Annotated in this window: 17 protein-coding genes; 16 read left to right on the forward strand and 1 reads right to left on the reverse strand. The window is 69.3% G+C overall.

Annotation, left to right across the window (positions count from 1 at the left end; genetic code table 11):
- The first annotated feature begins 198 nt into the window (after positions 1-198).
- The 5 genes from dop (at position 199) to prcA (ending at position 4,351) form a co-directional block, all read left to right on the forward strand.
- Positions 199-1,710, forward strand: coding sequence for a depupylase/deamidase Dop (gene dop, locus AQI94_RS35260; protein ID WP_199814332.1), 1,512 nt, complete (start codon positions 199-201; stop codon positions 1,708-1,710).
- A gap of 155 nt (positions 1,711-1,865) precedes the next feature.
- The gene (locus tag AQI94_RS35265) at positions 1,866-2,084 is read left to right on the forward strand and encodes a ubiquitin-like protein Pup (RefSeq protein WP_007380863.1); all 219 of its coding nucleotides are present in this window, start codon (positions 1,866-1,868) and stop codon (positions 2,082-2,084) included.
- A 165-nt stretch (positions 2,085-2,249) separates the two neighbouring features.
- On the forward strand, positions 2,250-2,738 hold the full coding sequence (locus AQI94_RS43560; protein ID WP_225890376.1) for an endonuclease VII domain-containing protein: 489 nt from the start codon (positions 2,250-2,252) through the stop codon (positions 2,736-2,738).
- Positions 2,690-3,535 (forward strand): proteasome subunit beta, encoded by an 846-nt coding sequence (prcB, locus tag AQI94_RS35270; protein WP_031046661.1) that lies wholly within the window; start codon positions 2,690-2,692, stop codon positions 3,533-3,535. Before AQI94_RS43560 ends, prcB begins: the two co-directional genes overlap by 49 nt.
- A gap of 60 nt (positions 3,536-3,595) precedes the next feature.
- A complete protein-coding gene (gene prcA / locus AQI94_RS35275) occupies positions 3,596-4,351 on the forward strand; it encodes a proteasome subunit alpha (RefSeq protein ID WP_031046665.1) in 756 nt (251 codons plus the stop codon).
- A gap of 70 nt (positions 4,352-4,421) precedes the next feature.
- Here prcA and AQI94_RS35280 read toward each other — a convergent pair whose 3' ends face one another.
- Positions 4,422-5,438 (reverse strand): LacI family DNA-binding transcriptional regulator, encoded by a 1,017-nt coding sequence (locus tag AQI94_RS35280; protein WP_031046668.1) that lies wholly within the window; start codon positions 5,436-5,438, stop codon positions 4,422-4,424.
- 88 nt (positions 5,439-5,526) lie between these two features.
- Here AQI94_RS35280 and AQI94_RS35285 point away from each other — a divergent pair, with 88 nt between their 5' ends.
- From AQI94_RS35285 to AQI94_RS35335, 11 genes are all read left to right on the forward strand, one after another.
- Positions 5,527-6,786 (forward strand): MFS transporter, encoded by a 1,260-nt coding sequence (locus AQI94_RS35285; RefSeq protein ID WP_031046671.1) that lies wholly within the window; start codon positions 5,527-5,529, stop codon positions 6,784-6,786.
- 9 nt (positions 6,787-6,795) lie between these two features.
- Positions 6,796-8,157, forward strand: coding sequence for a Pup--protein ligase (gene pafA, locus AQI94_RS35290; protein WP_020117715.1), 1,362 nt, complete (start codon positions 6,796-6,798; stop codon positions 8,155-8,157).
- A 128-nt stretch (positions 8,158-8,285) separates the two neighbouring features.
- Positions 8,286-9,290, forward strand: coding sequence for an FKBP-type peptidyl-prolyl cis-trans isomerase (locus AQI94_RS35295; protein WP_031046676.1), 1,005 nt, complete (start codon positions 8,286-8,288; stop codon positions 9,288-9,290).
- A gap of 88 nt (positions 9,291-9,378) precedes the next feature.
- Complete coding sequence (locus AQI94_RS35300; protein WP_007380855.1) at positions 9,379-9,750, forward strand: FKBP-type peptidyl-prolyl cis-trans isomerase; 372 nt, start codon at positions 9,379-9,381, stop codon at positions 9,748-9,750.
- A gap of 188 nt (positions 9,751-9,938) precedes the next feature.
- Complete coding sequence (locus tag AQI94_RS35305) at positions 9,939-10,892, forward strand: helix-turn-helix transcriptional regulator (protein WP_062230116.1); 954 nt, start codon at positions 9,939-9,941, stop codon at positions 10,890-10,892.
- Between the two features lie 19 nt (positions 10,893-10,911).
- The gene (locus AQI94_RS35310) at positions 10,912-11,976 is read left to right on the forward strand and encodes a helix-turn-helix transcriptional regulator (protein WP_031052866.1); all 1,065 of its coding nucleotides are present in this window, start codon (positions 10,912-10,914) and stop codon (positions 11,974-11,976) included.
- Positions 11,973-12,263: a hypothetical protein gene (locus AQI94_RS35315; protein ID WP_031052869.1), complete on the forward strand. Its 291-nt coding sequence runs from the start codon at positions 11,973-11,975 to the stop codon at positions 12,261-12,263. The genes AQI94_RS35310 and AQI94_RS35315 overlap by 4 nt, the downstream gene beginning before the upstream one ends.
- 10 nt (positions 12,264-12,273) lie before the next feature.
- Positions 12,274-12,468, forward strand: coding sequence for a hypothetical protein (locus AQI94_RS35320; RefSeq protein WP_031052872.1), 195 nt, complete (start codon positions 12,274-12,276; stop codon positions 12,466-12,468).
- A gap of 258 nt (positions 12,469-12,726) precedes the next feature.
- A complete protein-coding gene (gene tatA, locus AQI94_RS35325) occupies positions 12,727-13,017 on the forward strand; it encodes a Sec-independent protein translocase subunit TatA (RefSeq protein WP_031052875.1) in 291 nt (96 codons plus the stop codon).
- A 48-nt stretch (positions 13,018-13,065) separates the two neighbouring features.
- A complete protein-coding gene (gene tatC, locus AQI94_RS35330; protein WP_031052877.1) occupies positions 13,066-14,016 on the forward strand; it encodes a twin-arginine translocase subunit TatC in 951 nt (316 codons plus the stop codon).
- Between the two features lie 31 nt (positions 14,017-14,047).
- The gene (locus AQI94_RS35335; protein ID WP_062230118.1) at positions 14,048-14,938 is read left to right on the forward strand and encodes a diacylglycerol kinase; all 891 of its coding nucleotides are present in this window, start codon (positions 14,048-14,050) and stop codon (positions 14,936-14,938) included.
- Positions 14,939-14,942 lie beyond the last annotated feature (4 nt).

Below are 14,942 nucleotides of genomic sequence, written 5' to 3' on the forward strand. Positions count from 1 at the left end.
GTTTTTCAGGCAACTAACCGGAACAAAGGCGAGCAAGGCAATGACGCAAATGATCTCCCCACCAGCGCAGAGCCGTTCTAGGCTCTTCGGTACCGCCGAGTCGCGCAGTGCGGGGACGGGCACCGCACACGCACCGGAGCGCCAGCGGTACTTGAGCGCCGCCCCCGACCGAGGGCGCCGCCGGGCAAGGAGGGCCGCATGACCGTACGGCGAGTAATGGGCATCGAGACGGAGTACGGGATCTCCGTCCCCGGCCACCCCAACGCCAATGCCATGCTCACCTCATCCCAGATCGTCAACGCCTACGCGGCGGCGATGCACCGGGCCCGCCGGGCCCGCTGGGACTTCGAGGAGGAGAATCCGCTGCGCGACGCGCGGGGCTTCGACCTCGCCCGCGAAGCCGCCGACTCCAGCCAGCTCACCGACGAGGACATCGGCCTCGCCAACGTCATCCTCACCAACGGCGCACGGCTCTACGTCGACCACGCACACCCCGAATACAGCTCACCCGAAGTCACCAACCCCCGCGACGCCGTCCTCTGGGACAAGGCCGGCGAACGCATCATGGCCGAAGCCGCCGAACGGGCCGCCCAGCTCCCCGGCGCCCAGCCCATCCACCTCTACAAGAACAACACCGACAACAAGGGCGCCTCCTACGGCACGCACGAGAACTACCTGATGAAGCGGGAAACCCCCTTCTCGGACATCGTGCGCCACCTCACGCCCTTCTTCGTCTCCCGCCAGGTAGTCACCGGCGCCGGCCGCGTCGGCATCGGCCAGGACGGCCACGAACACGGCTTCCAGCTCAGCCAGCGCGCCGACTACTTCGAGGTCGAGGTAGGCCTCGAGACCACCCTCAAGCGCCCCATCATCAACACCCGCGACGAACCCCACGCCGACGCCGAGAAGTACCGCCGCCTCCACGTGATCATCGGAGACGCCAACCTCTCGGAGATCTCCACCTACCTCAAGCTCGGCACCACGGCCCTCGTCCTGTCGATGATCGAGGACGGCTTCATCGCCGTCGACCTGGCCGTGGACCAGCCCGTCCGCACCCTCCACCAGGTCTCCCACGACCCGACACTCCAACGCCTGGTCACCCTCCGCAGCGGCCGCACACTCACCGCGGTCCAGCTCCAGATGGAGTACTACGAACTGTCCCGCAAGTACGTCGAAGAACGCTTCGGCGCCGACGCGGACGACCAGACCAAGGACGTCCTGGCCCGCTGGGAGGACACGCTCAACCGCCTGGAACACGACCCCATGAGCCTCGCCGGCGAGCTCGACTGGGTCGCCAAGCGAGAGCTCATGGAGGGCTACCGCCGCCGGGACGGCCTCGACTGGGACGCCGCCAAGCTGCACCTCCTGGACCTCCAGTACGCCGACGTACGGGCCGACAAGGGCCTCTACAACCGTCTCGCGGCCCGCGGCCGCATCAAGCGCCTCCTCGACGAGAACGAGGTCGAGCGGGCCCGCACCACGCCCCCGGAGGACACCCGCGCGTACTTCCGCGGCCGCTGCCTCGAGCAGTACGCCGACGACGTCGCCGCGGCCTCCTGGGACTCGGTGATCTTCGACCTCCCGGGCCGGGACTCGCTCCAGCGGGTCCCAACCCTCGAACCGCTTCGCGGAACGCGAAATCACGTCAAGGAGCTCCTGGACCGCTGCCGCACGGCAGAAGACCTGGTCAGGGTGTTGTCGGGCAACTGAATGGATCCCCGGGCCGGGTCGTCCCGCAGGGTGGAAAACCCGGCCAGAGGGAATCATCGAGATGGCCCCCGTACGTTGTAGGAACTGCGGGGCCGATGTCAGTCCCTGCAAGTAGGGTCTGATCAAGAACGTCGAACCGAGCGGGGTGAGGGGTTATGGCGACCAAGGACACCGGCGGCGGACAGCAGAAGGCCACCCGCAACACCGAGGAGGTCGAGGAGCAGACTGCGGAGACGCAGGGTTCCGAGGACCTCAAGGAGCGCCAGGAGAAGCTGAGCGACGACGTGGACTCCGTCCTGGACGAGATCGACGACGTACTCGAGGAAAATGCCGAGGACTTCGTGAGGTCCTTCGTGCAAAAAGGCGGCGAGTAAAGGCCGATTGGCTACTTTGCCTTCGTTTTGAAGGTTGCGGGGGGATGGGTGGCCGAGGAGCCGAGCAGCAAGGAGTGCCGCAAATGTAGGCGGGATCTGTCTCTCACGGCTTTTGCGCGGGACAAGAACCGGCGTGACGGCCTCCAGGTGCACTGTCGGGAGTGCGTGGCGCAGTACAGCGCCGCGCACTACCGGCGGCGCCGAGAGGCCATGGGTAAGTCGGTTCGGGAACACGTGGATGTCCCGGACGGACACAAGCTCTGCCGCACGTGCGGCGAAGTGAAGCCGCACAGTGACTGGCATCGGAATTCCACCGCATCCGATGGCCTGTCTACACGCTGTAAGGCATGTCGGGCAGTCCAGGGGCGGCAAGATTATCTCAAGCGCGAGTACGGCCTCACCGAAGCCGAGCGTGACGAGATGGTTGCCTCTCAGATGGGGCTGTGCGTGATCTGTCTGAAGGCTCCAGCCGTGCATGTGGATCATTGCCACAAGACGGGTAGGGTCCGAGGCGTACTGTGCTTCAACTGCAATTCGGCCATCGGCAAGTTGGGAGACGATCCCGACGCCGTCCGTCGGGCCGCCGCTTACCTGGAAGGAATCGCGTGGAAGCCAACACTCGTAGCACCGGGCGTCTACCAGCTGCCTTCCTGACGCCTGGGTCGTCGTCCTTCATGGACTTCCTGTCCGAGCACCAGCCGGAGATGCTGCCGGGCAACCGGCAACTGCCGCCCATGCAGGGTGTGATCGAGGCGCCGCACGGCACCACGATCGTGGCGGTCACCTTCCCCGGTGGTGTCGTGCTCGCCGGTGACCGTCGCGCCACGATGGGCAACGTCATCGCCCAGCGGGACATCGAGAAGGTGTTCCCGGCCGACGAGTACTCGGCCGTCGGGATTGCCGGCACCGCCGGTCTGGCCGTGGAGATGGTGAAGCTGTTCCAGCTGGAGCTGGAGCACTTCGAGAAGGTCGAGGGCGCCCAGCTGTCGCTGGAGGGCAAGGCGAACCGGCTGTCCACCATGATCCGTTCGAATCTCGGCATGGCGATGCAGGGGCTGGCCGTGGTGCCGCTGTTCGCGGGGTACGACGTGGACCGGGAGCGGGGGCGGATCTTCTCCTACGACGTCACCGGCGGCCGTTCCGAGGAGCACAACTTCGCCGCCACCGGGTCGGGCTCGGTCTTCGCGCGCGGTGCCATGAAGAAGCTCTACCGTGGCGACCTGACCGAGGAGCAGGCCACCACCCTCGTGGTGCAGGCCCTGTACGACGCGGCTGACGACGACTCGGCGACCGGTGGTCCCGATGTCGCCCGCCGGATCTACCCGATCGTCACCGTGATCACCGAGGACGGCTTCCGTCGGCTCACCGACGAGGAGTCCTCCGAGATCGCCCGTTCGATTCTGGAGCGGCGGCTGGAGCAGCCCGACGGCCCGCGGGCCGCGCTGCTGTAGGCGCTGGTCGTCTTGTTGAAGGTGATCGCAGTGACTTCCACAGAAAGGGACGGATAACCGGTGTCGACGCCGTTCTATGTCTCCCCCCAGCAGGCGATGGCCGACCGGGCGGAGTACGCCCGCAAGGGCATCGCCCGTGGTCGCAGCCTGGTCGTGCTGCAGTATGCCGACGGCATCGTGTTCGTCGGCGAGAATCCGTCCCGCGCGCTGCACAAGTTCAGCGAGATCTACGACCGGATCGGCTTCGCGGCCGCCGGCAAGTACAACGAGTACGAGAATCTGCGGATCGGCGGCGTCCGGTATGCCGATCTTCGTGGTTACACCTATGACCGTGACGACGTGACCGCTCGTGGTCTCGCCAACGTGTACGCCCAGACGCTGGGCACGATCTTCTCCTCGGCCGGTGAGAAGCCGTACGAGGTGGAGCTGGTCGTGGCGGAGGTCGGTGAGACGCCGGACGGGGACCAGATCTACCGGTTGCCGCACGACGGTTCCATCGTGGACGAGCACGGTTCGGTGGCGGTGGGCGGCAATGCCGAGACGATCAGCAGTTATCTGGATCAGCGGCACCAGGACGGCATGAGCCTGGCGGAGGCGCTGAAGCTGGCCGTGCAGGCGTTGTCCCGGGACACCAACGGCAGTGAGCGGGAGATCCCCGCGGAGCGGCTGGAGGTCGCGGTGCTGGACCGTACGCGTCCGCAGCAGCGCAAGTTCAAGCGCATCGTGGGGCGTCAGCTCGGCCGGTTGCTGGAGGCCGGTGGTGCGTCCACCGAGGCGGAGAGCTCGGACGAGGCGGAGGGCTCCGAGGAGGAGTAGCCGCGTCCGTCCCATCCGACGGTTTCCCTTTCTGTGCCCCGGCCGATCACCAGGCCGGGGCACAGGGCGTTCAGGAGGGCCTTGGCGGGGCCGTGGAGCCTCGTACGACCAGTTCGACGGGGATGTCTCCGGCGTCGGGTGTGCGGTCCTCCAGGACGGCGAGGAGGGCTTGCATGCCGCGTTCGCCGAAGAGTTCGGCGTCCAGTCGTACGGTCGTCAGTTCGGGGTCGAGGGCGGTGGCGAGGGCGAGGTCGTCCAGGCCGGTGACGGAGAGGTCGTCGGGGACGCGCAGGCCGAGTCGTCGTGCGGCCTTGTAGGCGCCGGCGGCGAGTTTGTCGTCGTCGCAGACGAGGGCGGTGGGGCGGGGGCCGGGTGCGGCGAGGGCGGCTTCGGCGGCGGTGAGGGCGCCGTCGATGGAGATGGGCGCGTGGGCGGTGCGGACGGTGGTGCCGGGTACCGCGGCAAGCCGTGCGGCCAGTTCTCGTGCGCGTACTTCGAAGGTCCAGGAGGGCACGTCGGCGGCGAGGTGCAGGAAGTGGCGGTGGCCGAGGTCCAGGAGGTGGGTGGCGACCTGGCGGATGCCGTCGGCGATGTCGAGGTTGACGGTGGCGGCGCCGAGGCTGCCGGAGGGGTCGCTGTCGAGCATGACGAGGGGGAGCTGGTCGCCGCGGATGGCGGTGAGGGCGTCGGCGGCCATGGAGGAGGCGATGACGCCGTCGAGGGCGGCCTGGGCGGAGGCGAAGGGGTCGCGGGCGGGGCCGATGCCTTCGGGGGAGGGGTAGAGGACGACGCCGAAGCCGTGGTCGGCGGCGACGCGGGCGGCGCCGGTGTAGACGCCGGCGAAGAACTCGGTGGTGAGGGCGGGGACGACGAGGAGGACGGTGCGGGTGTGGCCGAGGCGGAGGTTGCGGGCGGCGAGGTTGGGCCGGTAGCCGAGGTCGCGGGCGGCTTCCCGGACCCGTTCGGCGGTGGTCTCGGAGACGCGGCCGCGCCATTTGTCGCCGAGGACGAGGGAGACGGCGGCCTGGGACACTCCGGCCGCCTGGGCGACGTCGCGGCTGGTCGGTCGCGTGCTGCTGCGTGCCACCGTGGGTCCGCTCCTTCGTCTGGACGTCCGAACAGCGCACATGGTACGTATGGGAGTCGAGGTTATACGTATTACTTGGAGGCGGGACATGGCCGCGGGATACCTGGAGATCCTCAGGGCGAGGCATGCGGCACGCCTGCTGACGGGCACGCTGGTGGGCCGGCTGCCGAACGCCACCGCGGCGATCGCGATCGTGCTGTTCGTCCGGGCGGAGGGTGGCACGTACAGCCTCGCCGGAGCTCTCGCGGCCGTCTACGGGGTCGCCAACGCCGTGGGGCAGCCGGTGCTCGGGCGGTTCGTCGACCTGCACGGCCAGCCTCGTGTGCAGTTCCCGGCCGCCGTGCTCTCGGCGCTCGCGATGACCGTGTTCGCCTTCACCGGCACCGATCCGCTCCCGCTCGCCTACGCGGCCGTGGCGGCCGCGGGGCTCTTCACGCCGCCGCTGGAGGGCGGCCTGCGCGCGCTGTGGCCGAGCGTGCTGCGCCGGGAGGACCAGGTGCACACGGCGTACGCGATGGACGCGGTGGCGCAGGAAATCATGTTCACCGTGGGACCGTTGCTGGTGACGCTGTGCGTGTCGCTGTGGTCGGCGCAGGCGGCGCTGGTGGTGCTGAACGTCGTCGGGGTCCTCGGGGCGCTCTCGGTCGTCGTGTCGCCGCCCTCGCGCGCGTGGCGCTCGGGGCCGCGTGAGGCGCACTGGCTCGGGGCGTTGCGCTCGCCGGGGCTCCTGGCGCTGCTCGGCGCGTTCCTGTTCGTCGGGATCGCGCTCGGGTCCATCACGGTCGCCTCGGTGCCGTACGCGGACGAGCACGGCGGGGACGCGGTGTACGGCTGGCTGATGGCCGGGATCGGTCTCGGGGCCCTGGTGGGCGGCACGGTGTACGGGGCGCGGCAGTGGGCCGGTGAGCCCGCGCGGCGACTGCAGGTCCTGGTGGGCTTTCTGGCGGTGTGTTACCTGCCGCTGACGCTGATGCCGGGCGCGGTCGCCATGACGCTGCTGATGGTTCTCGCGGGTGTGTTCCTGGCCCCGGTGATCGCCTGCGCGTTCGTCCTGGTGGACCGGCACGCGCCGGCCGGGACGGTCACCGAGGCGTTCTCCTGGCTCGTGACGACGTTCACCGTGGGCGCCTCGGTCGGAACGGGGCTCGCGGGCCCGGTCGTCGAGGGTGGTGGGGCCGTGTGGGGCTTCGGCGTGCCGGGGGTCGCGGGGGGTGTGTCACTGGTGGTCCTGCTGGCCACCGGGCGGGTCCTCGCAGCTCCCGCCCGGCGGGCGGTGGTTGCGGCTTCATCGGAAAATGATCCAAACCGTGCTGCCGAACCCCGTTTCAGCTCGGGGGATCGGGCGTAATGTTCAGTCATGGACCGCCGCATTTTCGGGCTGGAGAACGAGTACGGCGTCACGTGTACGTTCAGGGGACAGCGGCGCCTGTCTCCCGACGAGGTGGCGCGGTACCTCTTCCGCCGTGTCGTGTCATGGGGCCGCAGCAGTAACGTCTTTCTGCGAAACGGCGCACGCCTCTATCTCGACGTGGGCTCACATCCGGAATACGCGACACCCGAATGTGACAACGTGACCGAACTGGTCACCCACGACAAAGCGGGCGAGCGCATTCTCGAAGGACTCCTGGTGGACGCCGAACGACGCCTGCACGAGGAAGGAATCGCGGGCGACGTCTACCTCTTCAAGAACAACACGGATTCGGCCGGCAACTCCTACGGCTGCCACGAGAACTATCTCGTCGCCCGCCACGGGGAGTTCTCCCGGCTCGCGGACATTCTCATTCCGTTCCTGGTCACCCGGCAGCTTCTCTGCGGTGCCGGCAAGGTGCTGCAGACCCCGCGGGGCGCGGTGTACTGCGTCAGTCAGCGGGCCGAGCACATCTGGGAGGGCGTCTCCTCGGCGACGACGCGTTCCCGGCCCATCATCAACACCCGGGACGAACCGCACGCCGACGCCGAGCGCTACCGCCGCCTGCACGTCATCGTGGGCGACTCGAACATGTCCGAGACGACCATGCTGCTGAAGGTCGGCGCGACCGACCTGGTGCTGCGCATGATCGAGGCGGGCACCGTGATGCGGGACCTGACCCTGGAGAACCCGATCCGGGCGATCCGCGAGGTCAGCCACGACATCACGGGCCGGCGCAAGGTGCGTCTGGCCAGCGGCCGCGAGGCCTCCGCGCTGGAGGTGCAGCGCGAGTACTACGAGAAGGCCGTGGACTTCGTCGAGCGGCGGGGCATCCGCACCGGCACCGTCGACCAGGTCCTGGAGCTGTGGGGCCGCACGCTGGACGCGATCGAGGCGGAGGACCTCGACCGGATCGGCACCGAGATCGACTGGGTCATGAAGTACAAGCTCATCGAGCGGTACCGGGCCAAGCACAACATGACCATGTCCCACCCGCGGGTCGCGCAGATAGACCTCGCGTATCACGACATCCACCGCCGTCGTGGGCTCTACTACCTTCTGGAGAGGAAGGGCCAAGCCGCCCGTATCTGCAACGACTTGAAGATCTTCGAGGGCAAGTCCGTTCCGCCGCAGACCACTCGGGCGCGGCTGCGCGGTGACTTCATCCGCAGGGCCCAGGAACAGCGCCGGGACTTCACGGTCGACTGGGTCCACCTCAAGCTCAACGACCAGGCGCAGCGCACGGTGTTGTGCAAGGACCCGTTCCGATCGGTCGACGACCGGGTCGAGAAACTGATCGCCGGAATGTGAGCGAAGCGTTCCGGGGCACCGCCGGAACGCAACACGGGCGCCGTACGTTTCCCGTACGGCGCCCTTCTCACGCCGTAGAGTTGCGCGCACGCCATCAACAAGATCGACCGATTACGAGGGCCCCCACCGTGCGCCGACGCTCCCTTCTCATTGCCGTTCCCGCAGGACTGGCCACACTCGCCGCATGCGGTGACGACAAGTCCGACTCGAGCAAGGCGAGCGACAGCGCGTCACCCTCGCCGTCGTCCTCGGCCTCCCAGGCACCGCCGCCGAAGATCGTCGCCGGTCCGCTGCCGGCGATCACGGCGGGCACGAAGTTCGGCGAGAAGCCGACGGTCGCCAAGGGCACCGGCGACCCGTCCAAGGACCTCGCGGTCAAGACGGTCATCGCGGGCGGCGGCACCACCATCGCCGAGGGCGACTACGTCCAGGCGCACTACCTGGGTCAGATCTGGAGCACCGCCAAGGTCTTCGACAACTCCTACGACCGCAAGACGGCCCTGGTCATCCAGCTCGCGCAGAACAGCATCATCGACGGCTGGCGGTACGCCCTGACGGGCAAGAAGGCCGGCAGCCGGGTCCAGTTCTCCGTCCCGCCCACCTGGGGGTACGGCAAGCAGGGCAACGCGCAGGCGGGCATCAAGGGCACCGACACGCTGGTGTTCGTCGTCGATGTGCAGGACACGTTCAACGCGAAGAGCTCCGCCAAGGGCAAGGACGTCGCGCAGGGCGACGCGAAGCTGCCCAAGGTCGGCACCAACACCGACGGCAAGGCCCCCTCCATCGAGATCCCCAAGGCCGACGCGCCCACCAAGCTGGTGTCGGAGTACGTCATCGAGGGCGACGGTGACGAGGTCGCGGCCGACAGCACGCTGCTCGTGCAGTACAAGGGCGTGGTGTGGGACAGCGGCAAGGAGTTCGACTCGACGTACAGCCGCAAGCAGCTGGCGTCGTTCTCGCTCCAGCAGGTCGTCAAGGGCTGGGCGCAGGGTCTGACCGGCAAGAAGGTCGGCAGCCGGGTGCTGATCTCCATCCCGCCGAAGCTGGGCTACGGCGACAACCCGCCGGCCGGCAGCGGTATCGAGAAGGACTCCACGCTGGTCTTCACCGTGGACATCCTGGCGAAGATGTGACGCACGGGGGACATGGGCGCAGGTCCCCGCGGCAGGGATGTAAGACTGGTCCCTGTTGCCTTTCCGTGAACAAGCAGGAGCGAGTGACGTGAGCATCGACAAGCCCGAGATCGACTTCCCTGAGGGCGCGCCCCCGGCGGACCTGGAGATCAAGGACATCTGGGAGGGCGACGGCGAGGTTGCGCAGGCCGGCCAGACCGTCACCGTCCACTACGTGGGCGTCTCCTTCAGCACCGGCGAGGAGTTCGACGCCAGCTGGAACCGTGGTCAGCCGTTCCGCTTCCCGCTGGGTGGCGGCCGGGTCATCAAGGGCTGGGACCAGGGCGTGCAGGGCATGAAGGTCGGCGGCCGTCGCCAGCTGACCATTCCGGCCCACCTCGCCTACGGCAACCAGAGCCCGACTCCGGCGATCAAGCCCGGTGAGACGCTGATCTTCGTGGTCGACCTTCTCGGCGTCTGATCGTCGTACCGGCGTTATCGGAGAAGCCGTAAAAGATCGCGTCGCGATCGGATCGCCGTACGACATCCGACCGGACCTGATCGACCAGGGCCCATGCCTGTCCGGGCATGGGCCCTCGGCTTTTGCCTGGCTCCTTCGGGGCGGTACGGTCAACGTCCGTAAGCACCATAGGGAGGCGAAGGGCGTCGATGGCCATTGCCAAGGCCGAGCGGCTGATGAACCTGGCGCTGTGTCTGCTCGGGACGCGACGGCCGCTGAGCAAGCGTGAGCTCCGGGAGTCCATCGAGGCCTACCTGGAAGCCAATTCCGACGACTCCTTCAACCGGATGTTCGAGCGCGACAAGGACGATCTGCGCGAACTCGGGCTCGTGATCGAGACCGTTGAGAACCTCGACGGCGAAGTCGGCTATCTCGCCCGCCGGGACAGCAACCGGCTGCCGCCCATCACCCTCGACGCCGAGGAGGCCGCCGCCCTGGGGCTGGCCGCCAAGGTGTGGCAGCAGGCCCGGCTCGCCGGCGCGGCCAGCGGCGCGCTGCAGAAGCTGCGCGCGGCGGGGCTGCCCGAGGACGTCGACCCGTACGAGGCGCACGGCGCCCTGGAGCCGCGCATCCCGGTGCACGAGGCCTCCTTCGAGCCGCTGATGCTGGCCTGCCGTGACCGCCGACCGGTCGTCTTCGACTACCGCAAGGCCACCGCCGCCCGCCCCGAGCCGCGCCATGTCGAGCCGTGGGCGCTGGAGTGCTGGCGCGGCCACTGGTACCTGGCCGGATTCGACCGGGACCGGGGCGCCGAACGGGTGTTCCGGCTCTCCCGGATCACCGGCAAGGTGCGCTCGCGCGGGGCGCGGTTCACGGCGCCGGTCCCCGACGTCGTCACCGTCCGCGAGACCGTGGCGGGCTGGGCGGGGGAGACCGCCGACCGCAGCGCGCTGATCCGGCTGCGCACCGGCGCCGGGTACCCCTTGCGGGCGAAGGCCACCTCGGTGCGGGAACTGGGCGACGGCTGGGACGAGTTGGAGATTCCGTACGGCCACGGCCTGGACGCCTGGCTGGTGGAGTTCGGTCCGGACGTGGTGGTCCTGGAGCCCGCAGAGTTGCGGGCCGACGTGGTGGACCGGCTGCGTGCCGTGGCCAAGGGCTGAGGGGGAGCGGAAGAGAACTGTGGCAGGCAAACCGGTCAGGCCCACGAACGCCATCGACCAGACCCGGCGGATGCTCTCGCTGGTGACCTATCTGAAGGAGCGTCCCGGCGCGCGGGTCGAGGACGTGGCCCGTGCCTTCGGGATCACCGAGGACGAGCTGGTCTCCGACCTCGACGTGCTGCCCATGTGTGGCACCAGCTTCCGCGGCGGCGATCTCCTCGACATCGACACCGACGGCGAGCGGATCTGGTGGCACAACCCCGCCGCCCTCGGCGAGGAGACGGCCGAGCCGCTGCGGCTCGCCGCCGACGAGGCGACCGCGCTGCTGGTGGCCGCCCGCGCGGTCTCCACGCTGCCCGGCCTCAGGGAGAGCGACCGGCAGGCGCTGCTGCGGGCCACCGCCAAGGTGGAGACCGCGGCCGGGGAGCAGGCGGGCGCGAGCTCCCGGCTGTCGGTGACCTTCGAGGCCGAGGGCGGTGTCTTCGCGGACGTCGACCGGGCCATCTCCGAGCGCCGGAGGCTGTGGATCCGCTACTACTCGCCCGCCCGTGACGAGCTCACCGAGCGCGAGATCGACCCGATCCGCCTGGTCAGCGTCGGCCACACCTATGTCGAGGCGTGGTGCCGCCGCTCCGAGGCGCGGCGCACCTTCCGGCTCGACCGGGTCGCCGAGATCAAGATCCTCGACGAGCCGTCCGCGCCGCCCGAGGTCGAGCTCAGGGACCTGTCGGAAGGGCTGGTGCAGCCCGCGGCCGAGGACCCCGAGGTGGTCGTCGAGGTCGGACCCGGCGGCCGCTGGGTCGCCGAGTACTACCCGCACGACAGTGCGGATGAGCTTTCCGACGGCGGGCTGCGTATTACCCTCCGCACCCCCGACCCGGCATCGCTGCGCAGGCTGGCGCTTCGGCTCGGCCGCGACGGCCGGATCGTCTCGCCGCGCGACCTCGCCGACAGCGCCCGCGAGGCGGCCCGTGAGGCGCTGGCGGCCTACGACGGGGTCGAGGCACAGGGCGCGCAGGCGGCGGGCGCCGGGCGCGACGGGCAGGGCGACGGTCGGTACGACAGGCAGGAGCAGGGGCTTTGAGCGAGTCGGCGACGTCCGGTGCGGGTATCTCGGTGGCTGCCGCCTTCGCGGGGATGAGAAGCGCGGCTCCCGTGACCTTCAAGGCGGGCTGCCCGGACTGCCGTGAGCGGTTCGAGCTGGCCGCCAGCGCTTTCCGCCTCGCCATCGGCGCGACCAGCCGCACCACCTTCTACTCCTTCACCTGCCCCGAGTGCGGCGCGGCCGTCCGCAAGCCCGCCGGCGAGCGGATCGTGGAGCTGCTGACCGGCGGCGGGGTCCGTACGCTGCGGCTGCACTCCACCCTCTAGGCTCGGTGCCATGTTCTGGCCGATGTTCGCGGTAGCTGTGGGTTTCGTGGGTCTCGCCGTGCTCGGTGTGCTCGCCGTCCGGGTCTTCCTGGAGGCCCGGCGTCTCGGCGTCCAGGTCGCGGACTCCGCGCGGCGCATCAACAGGGCCGCGGAGGACCTGGAGCGCGCGGCGGTGAGCACGGCCCGTTCCGTGGACTCACTGTGAGTACGGCTGAGAGTTGGGTGTGAGTAGAGCGGCGCATGCGTTTTGGGCCACTTCGCCCTGTCATCGCGGCCGGGTCGGCAGGTACGCTGCTGGTCGCGGTCCGGATAACGAGGCTCGGCCGCGAACCGGGAGTACGCACGGGGATTGCCAGGCGTTCACCCCTGAGCGTTACGATCGCTGTCAGCACGACTGATCGGACACATGTCCGACCGGTCGGACAGCACCCCACAAGCCGCCTCGGTGAGAAGGTAAAGACTTATGTTCGGAAGGCTCGGCGCCCCCGAGATCATTCTCATCCTCGTCGTCATCATCCTGCTGTTCGGCGCGAAGAAGCTTCCCGACATGGCGCGCTCGCTCGGCAAGTCCGCTCGCATCCTCAAGAGCGAGGCCAAGGCGATGAAGGAAGACGGCGGCAGCAACACGGCCACCCCGGCCGGCCCGCCCAACACCGACGAGCAGAACCCGGCTCAGCGCACCATCCAGGCCGCCCCCGGCGACGTGACGAGCTCGCGCCCGGTCACCGAGCCGACGGACACGACCAAGCGCTGACGCGGGGCCGGTGATCACCGGCCCGCCCGCACGAGATGGGAACGTGGGTTGCTCAAGTCTGCCCGCAAAGAGGAGAGGGATCCCGAGGGGCGGATGCCTCTCGCGGATCACCTTCGTGAGCTCCGCAACCGGCTCGCGAAGGCGATGCTGGCCATCGTCATCGTCACGGTCGTCGCAGCCTTCTTCTACAACGACATCATCAACTTGATCACCAAGCCGATCCTCGACTCGGTCGGCTGTGACAAGTCCTTCGCGGAACTGGCCAAGTCGACGCAGTCGACCAAGCCCTGCGCCGAGATCACGATCAACGGCCTTCTGGCGCCCTTCACGCTGGCCCTGAAGGTGTCGCTGATGGCCGGCGTCGTCGCGGCCTCGCCGGTCTGGCTCTACCAGCTGTGGGCCTTCGTCGCCCCCGGCCTGCACCGGCACGAGAAGAAGTACGCCTACGCGTTCGTGGGCACCGGCGCCCCGCTCTTCCTCATCGGCGCCTACTTCGCCTACACGGTCCTGCCGACCACGGCGCAGGTGCTGATCGGCTTCACCCCCGGCGGCACCTCCAACCTGCTGCCGCTGGACGATTTGCTCGACCTCGTCCTGCGCATGGTGCTGGTCTTCGGCCTCTCCTTCGAGCTGCCCCTGCTGCTGGTCTTCCTCAACCTCACCGGGCTGATCACCGGCAAGCGGATGCTCGGCTGGTGGCGCGGCATGATCATGGCCATCACCGTGTTCGCGGCCGTCGCCACACCGAGCACCGACCCGCTCACGATGCTGGCGCTCGCCGCGCCGATCTGGGTCCTGTACTTCGCCGCGACCGCCTTCTCCCTGCTCAACGACCGGCGCAGGCGTCGCCGCGAGGCAGAGGGGCCCGACGACGACGAGGCCTCCGACCTGGACCTGACGCCCGAGGACGTCGGCGAGGTCGAGACCGTCTCCGCCAGCCGGGCGCTGCCCGAGCAGTCGGGCACGGACCGGGTCAACGGTTATGACGACGTGACCTGACGAGCGGGAAGCGGCTCGTAAGGTCACTTCCGTGACCAGCGAGATCACCCTCTTCGTCAACCCCACCGCGGGCCGCGGCCGGGGCGCCCACGCGGCGCAGCCGGCCGCTTCCGCGTTGCGGGCGGCGGGCTTCGCCGTACGGACCGTGCTGGGCGCGGACGCCGCCGACGCCCTCGCCCGCGCGCGCGGCGCCGTCCGGGACGGCACCGGCGCCCTGATCGCGGTCGGCGGCGACGGCATGGCGAACCTCGCCCTGCAGGCCGTGGCCGGCACCCGCACCCCCTTCGGCCTGGTCGCCGCCGGCACCGGCAACGACTTCGCCCGCGCACTGGGGCTGCCGGTGCGCGACCCCGCCGCCGCGGGCCGGCTGATCGCCGAGGCCCTCAAGGAGGGCCGTGTCCACGACACCGACCTGGGGCGGGCCGGTGACCACTGGTTCGGCACCGTCCTCGCCTCCGGCTTCGACTCCCGTGTCAACGACCGCGGCAACCGGATGAGATGGCCCGCCGGCCGCCTCAAGTACGACCTCGCGATGCTCGCCGAACTGGCCGCCTTCCGGCCCGTCCCGTACCGGATCACGCTCGACGACGGCCGGGTCCACGAGGTCGAGGCGACCCTGGTGGCCGTCGGCAACGGATCGTCGTACGGCGGCGGCATGCGGATCTGTCCGGGCGCGGACCTCACCGACGGGCTGTTCGACATCACCGTGGTCGGCGACTGCAGCCGTACGACCCTGCTGCGGGTGTTCCCGCGCGTGTACCGGGGCACCCACGTCGACCATCCGAAGGTCACCGTGCTCAGGGCGGCGCAGGTCGAGATCACCGCGGAGGGCGTCACGGGCTACGCGGACGGCGAGCCGCTGGGGCCGCTGCCGCTGAGCGCGCGCTGTGTCCGCGCGGCGGTGTCCGTGGTGGGCCCTTGATCTG

Origin of the sequence: Streptomyces pseudovenezuelae, assembly GCF_001513955.1 — a bacterium.
Taxonomy (GTDB): Bacteria; Actinomycetota; Actinomycetes; order Streptomycetales; family Streptomycetaceae; genus Streptomyces; species Streptomyces pseudovenezuelae.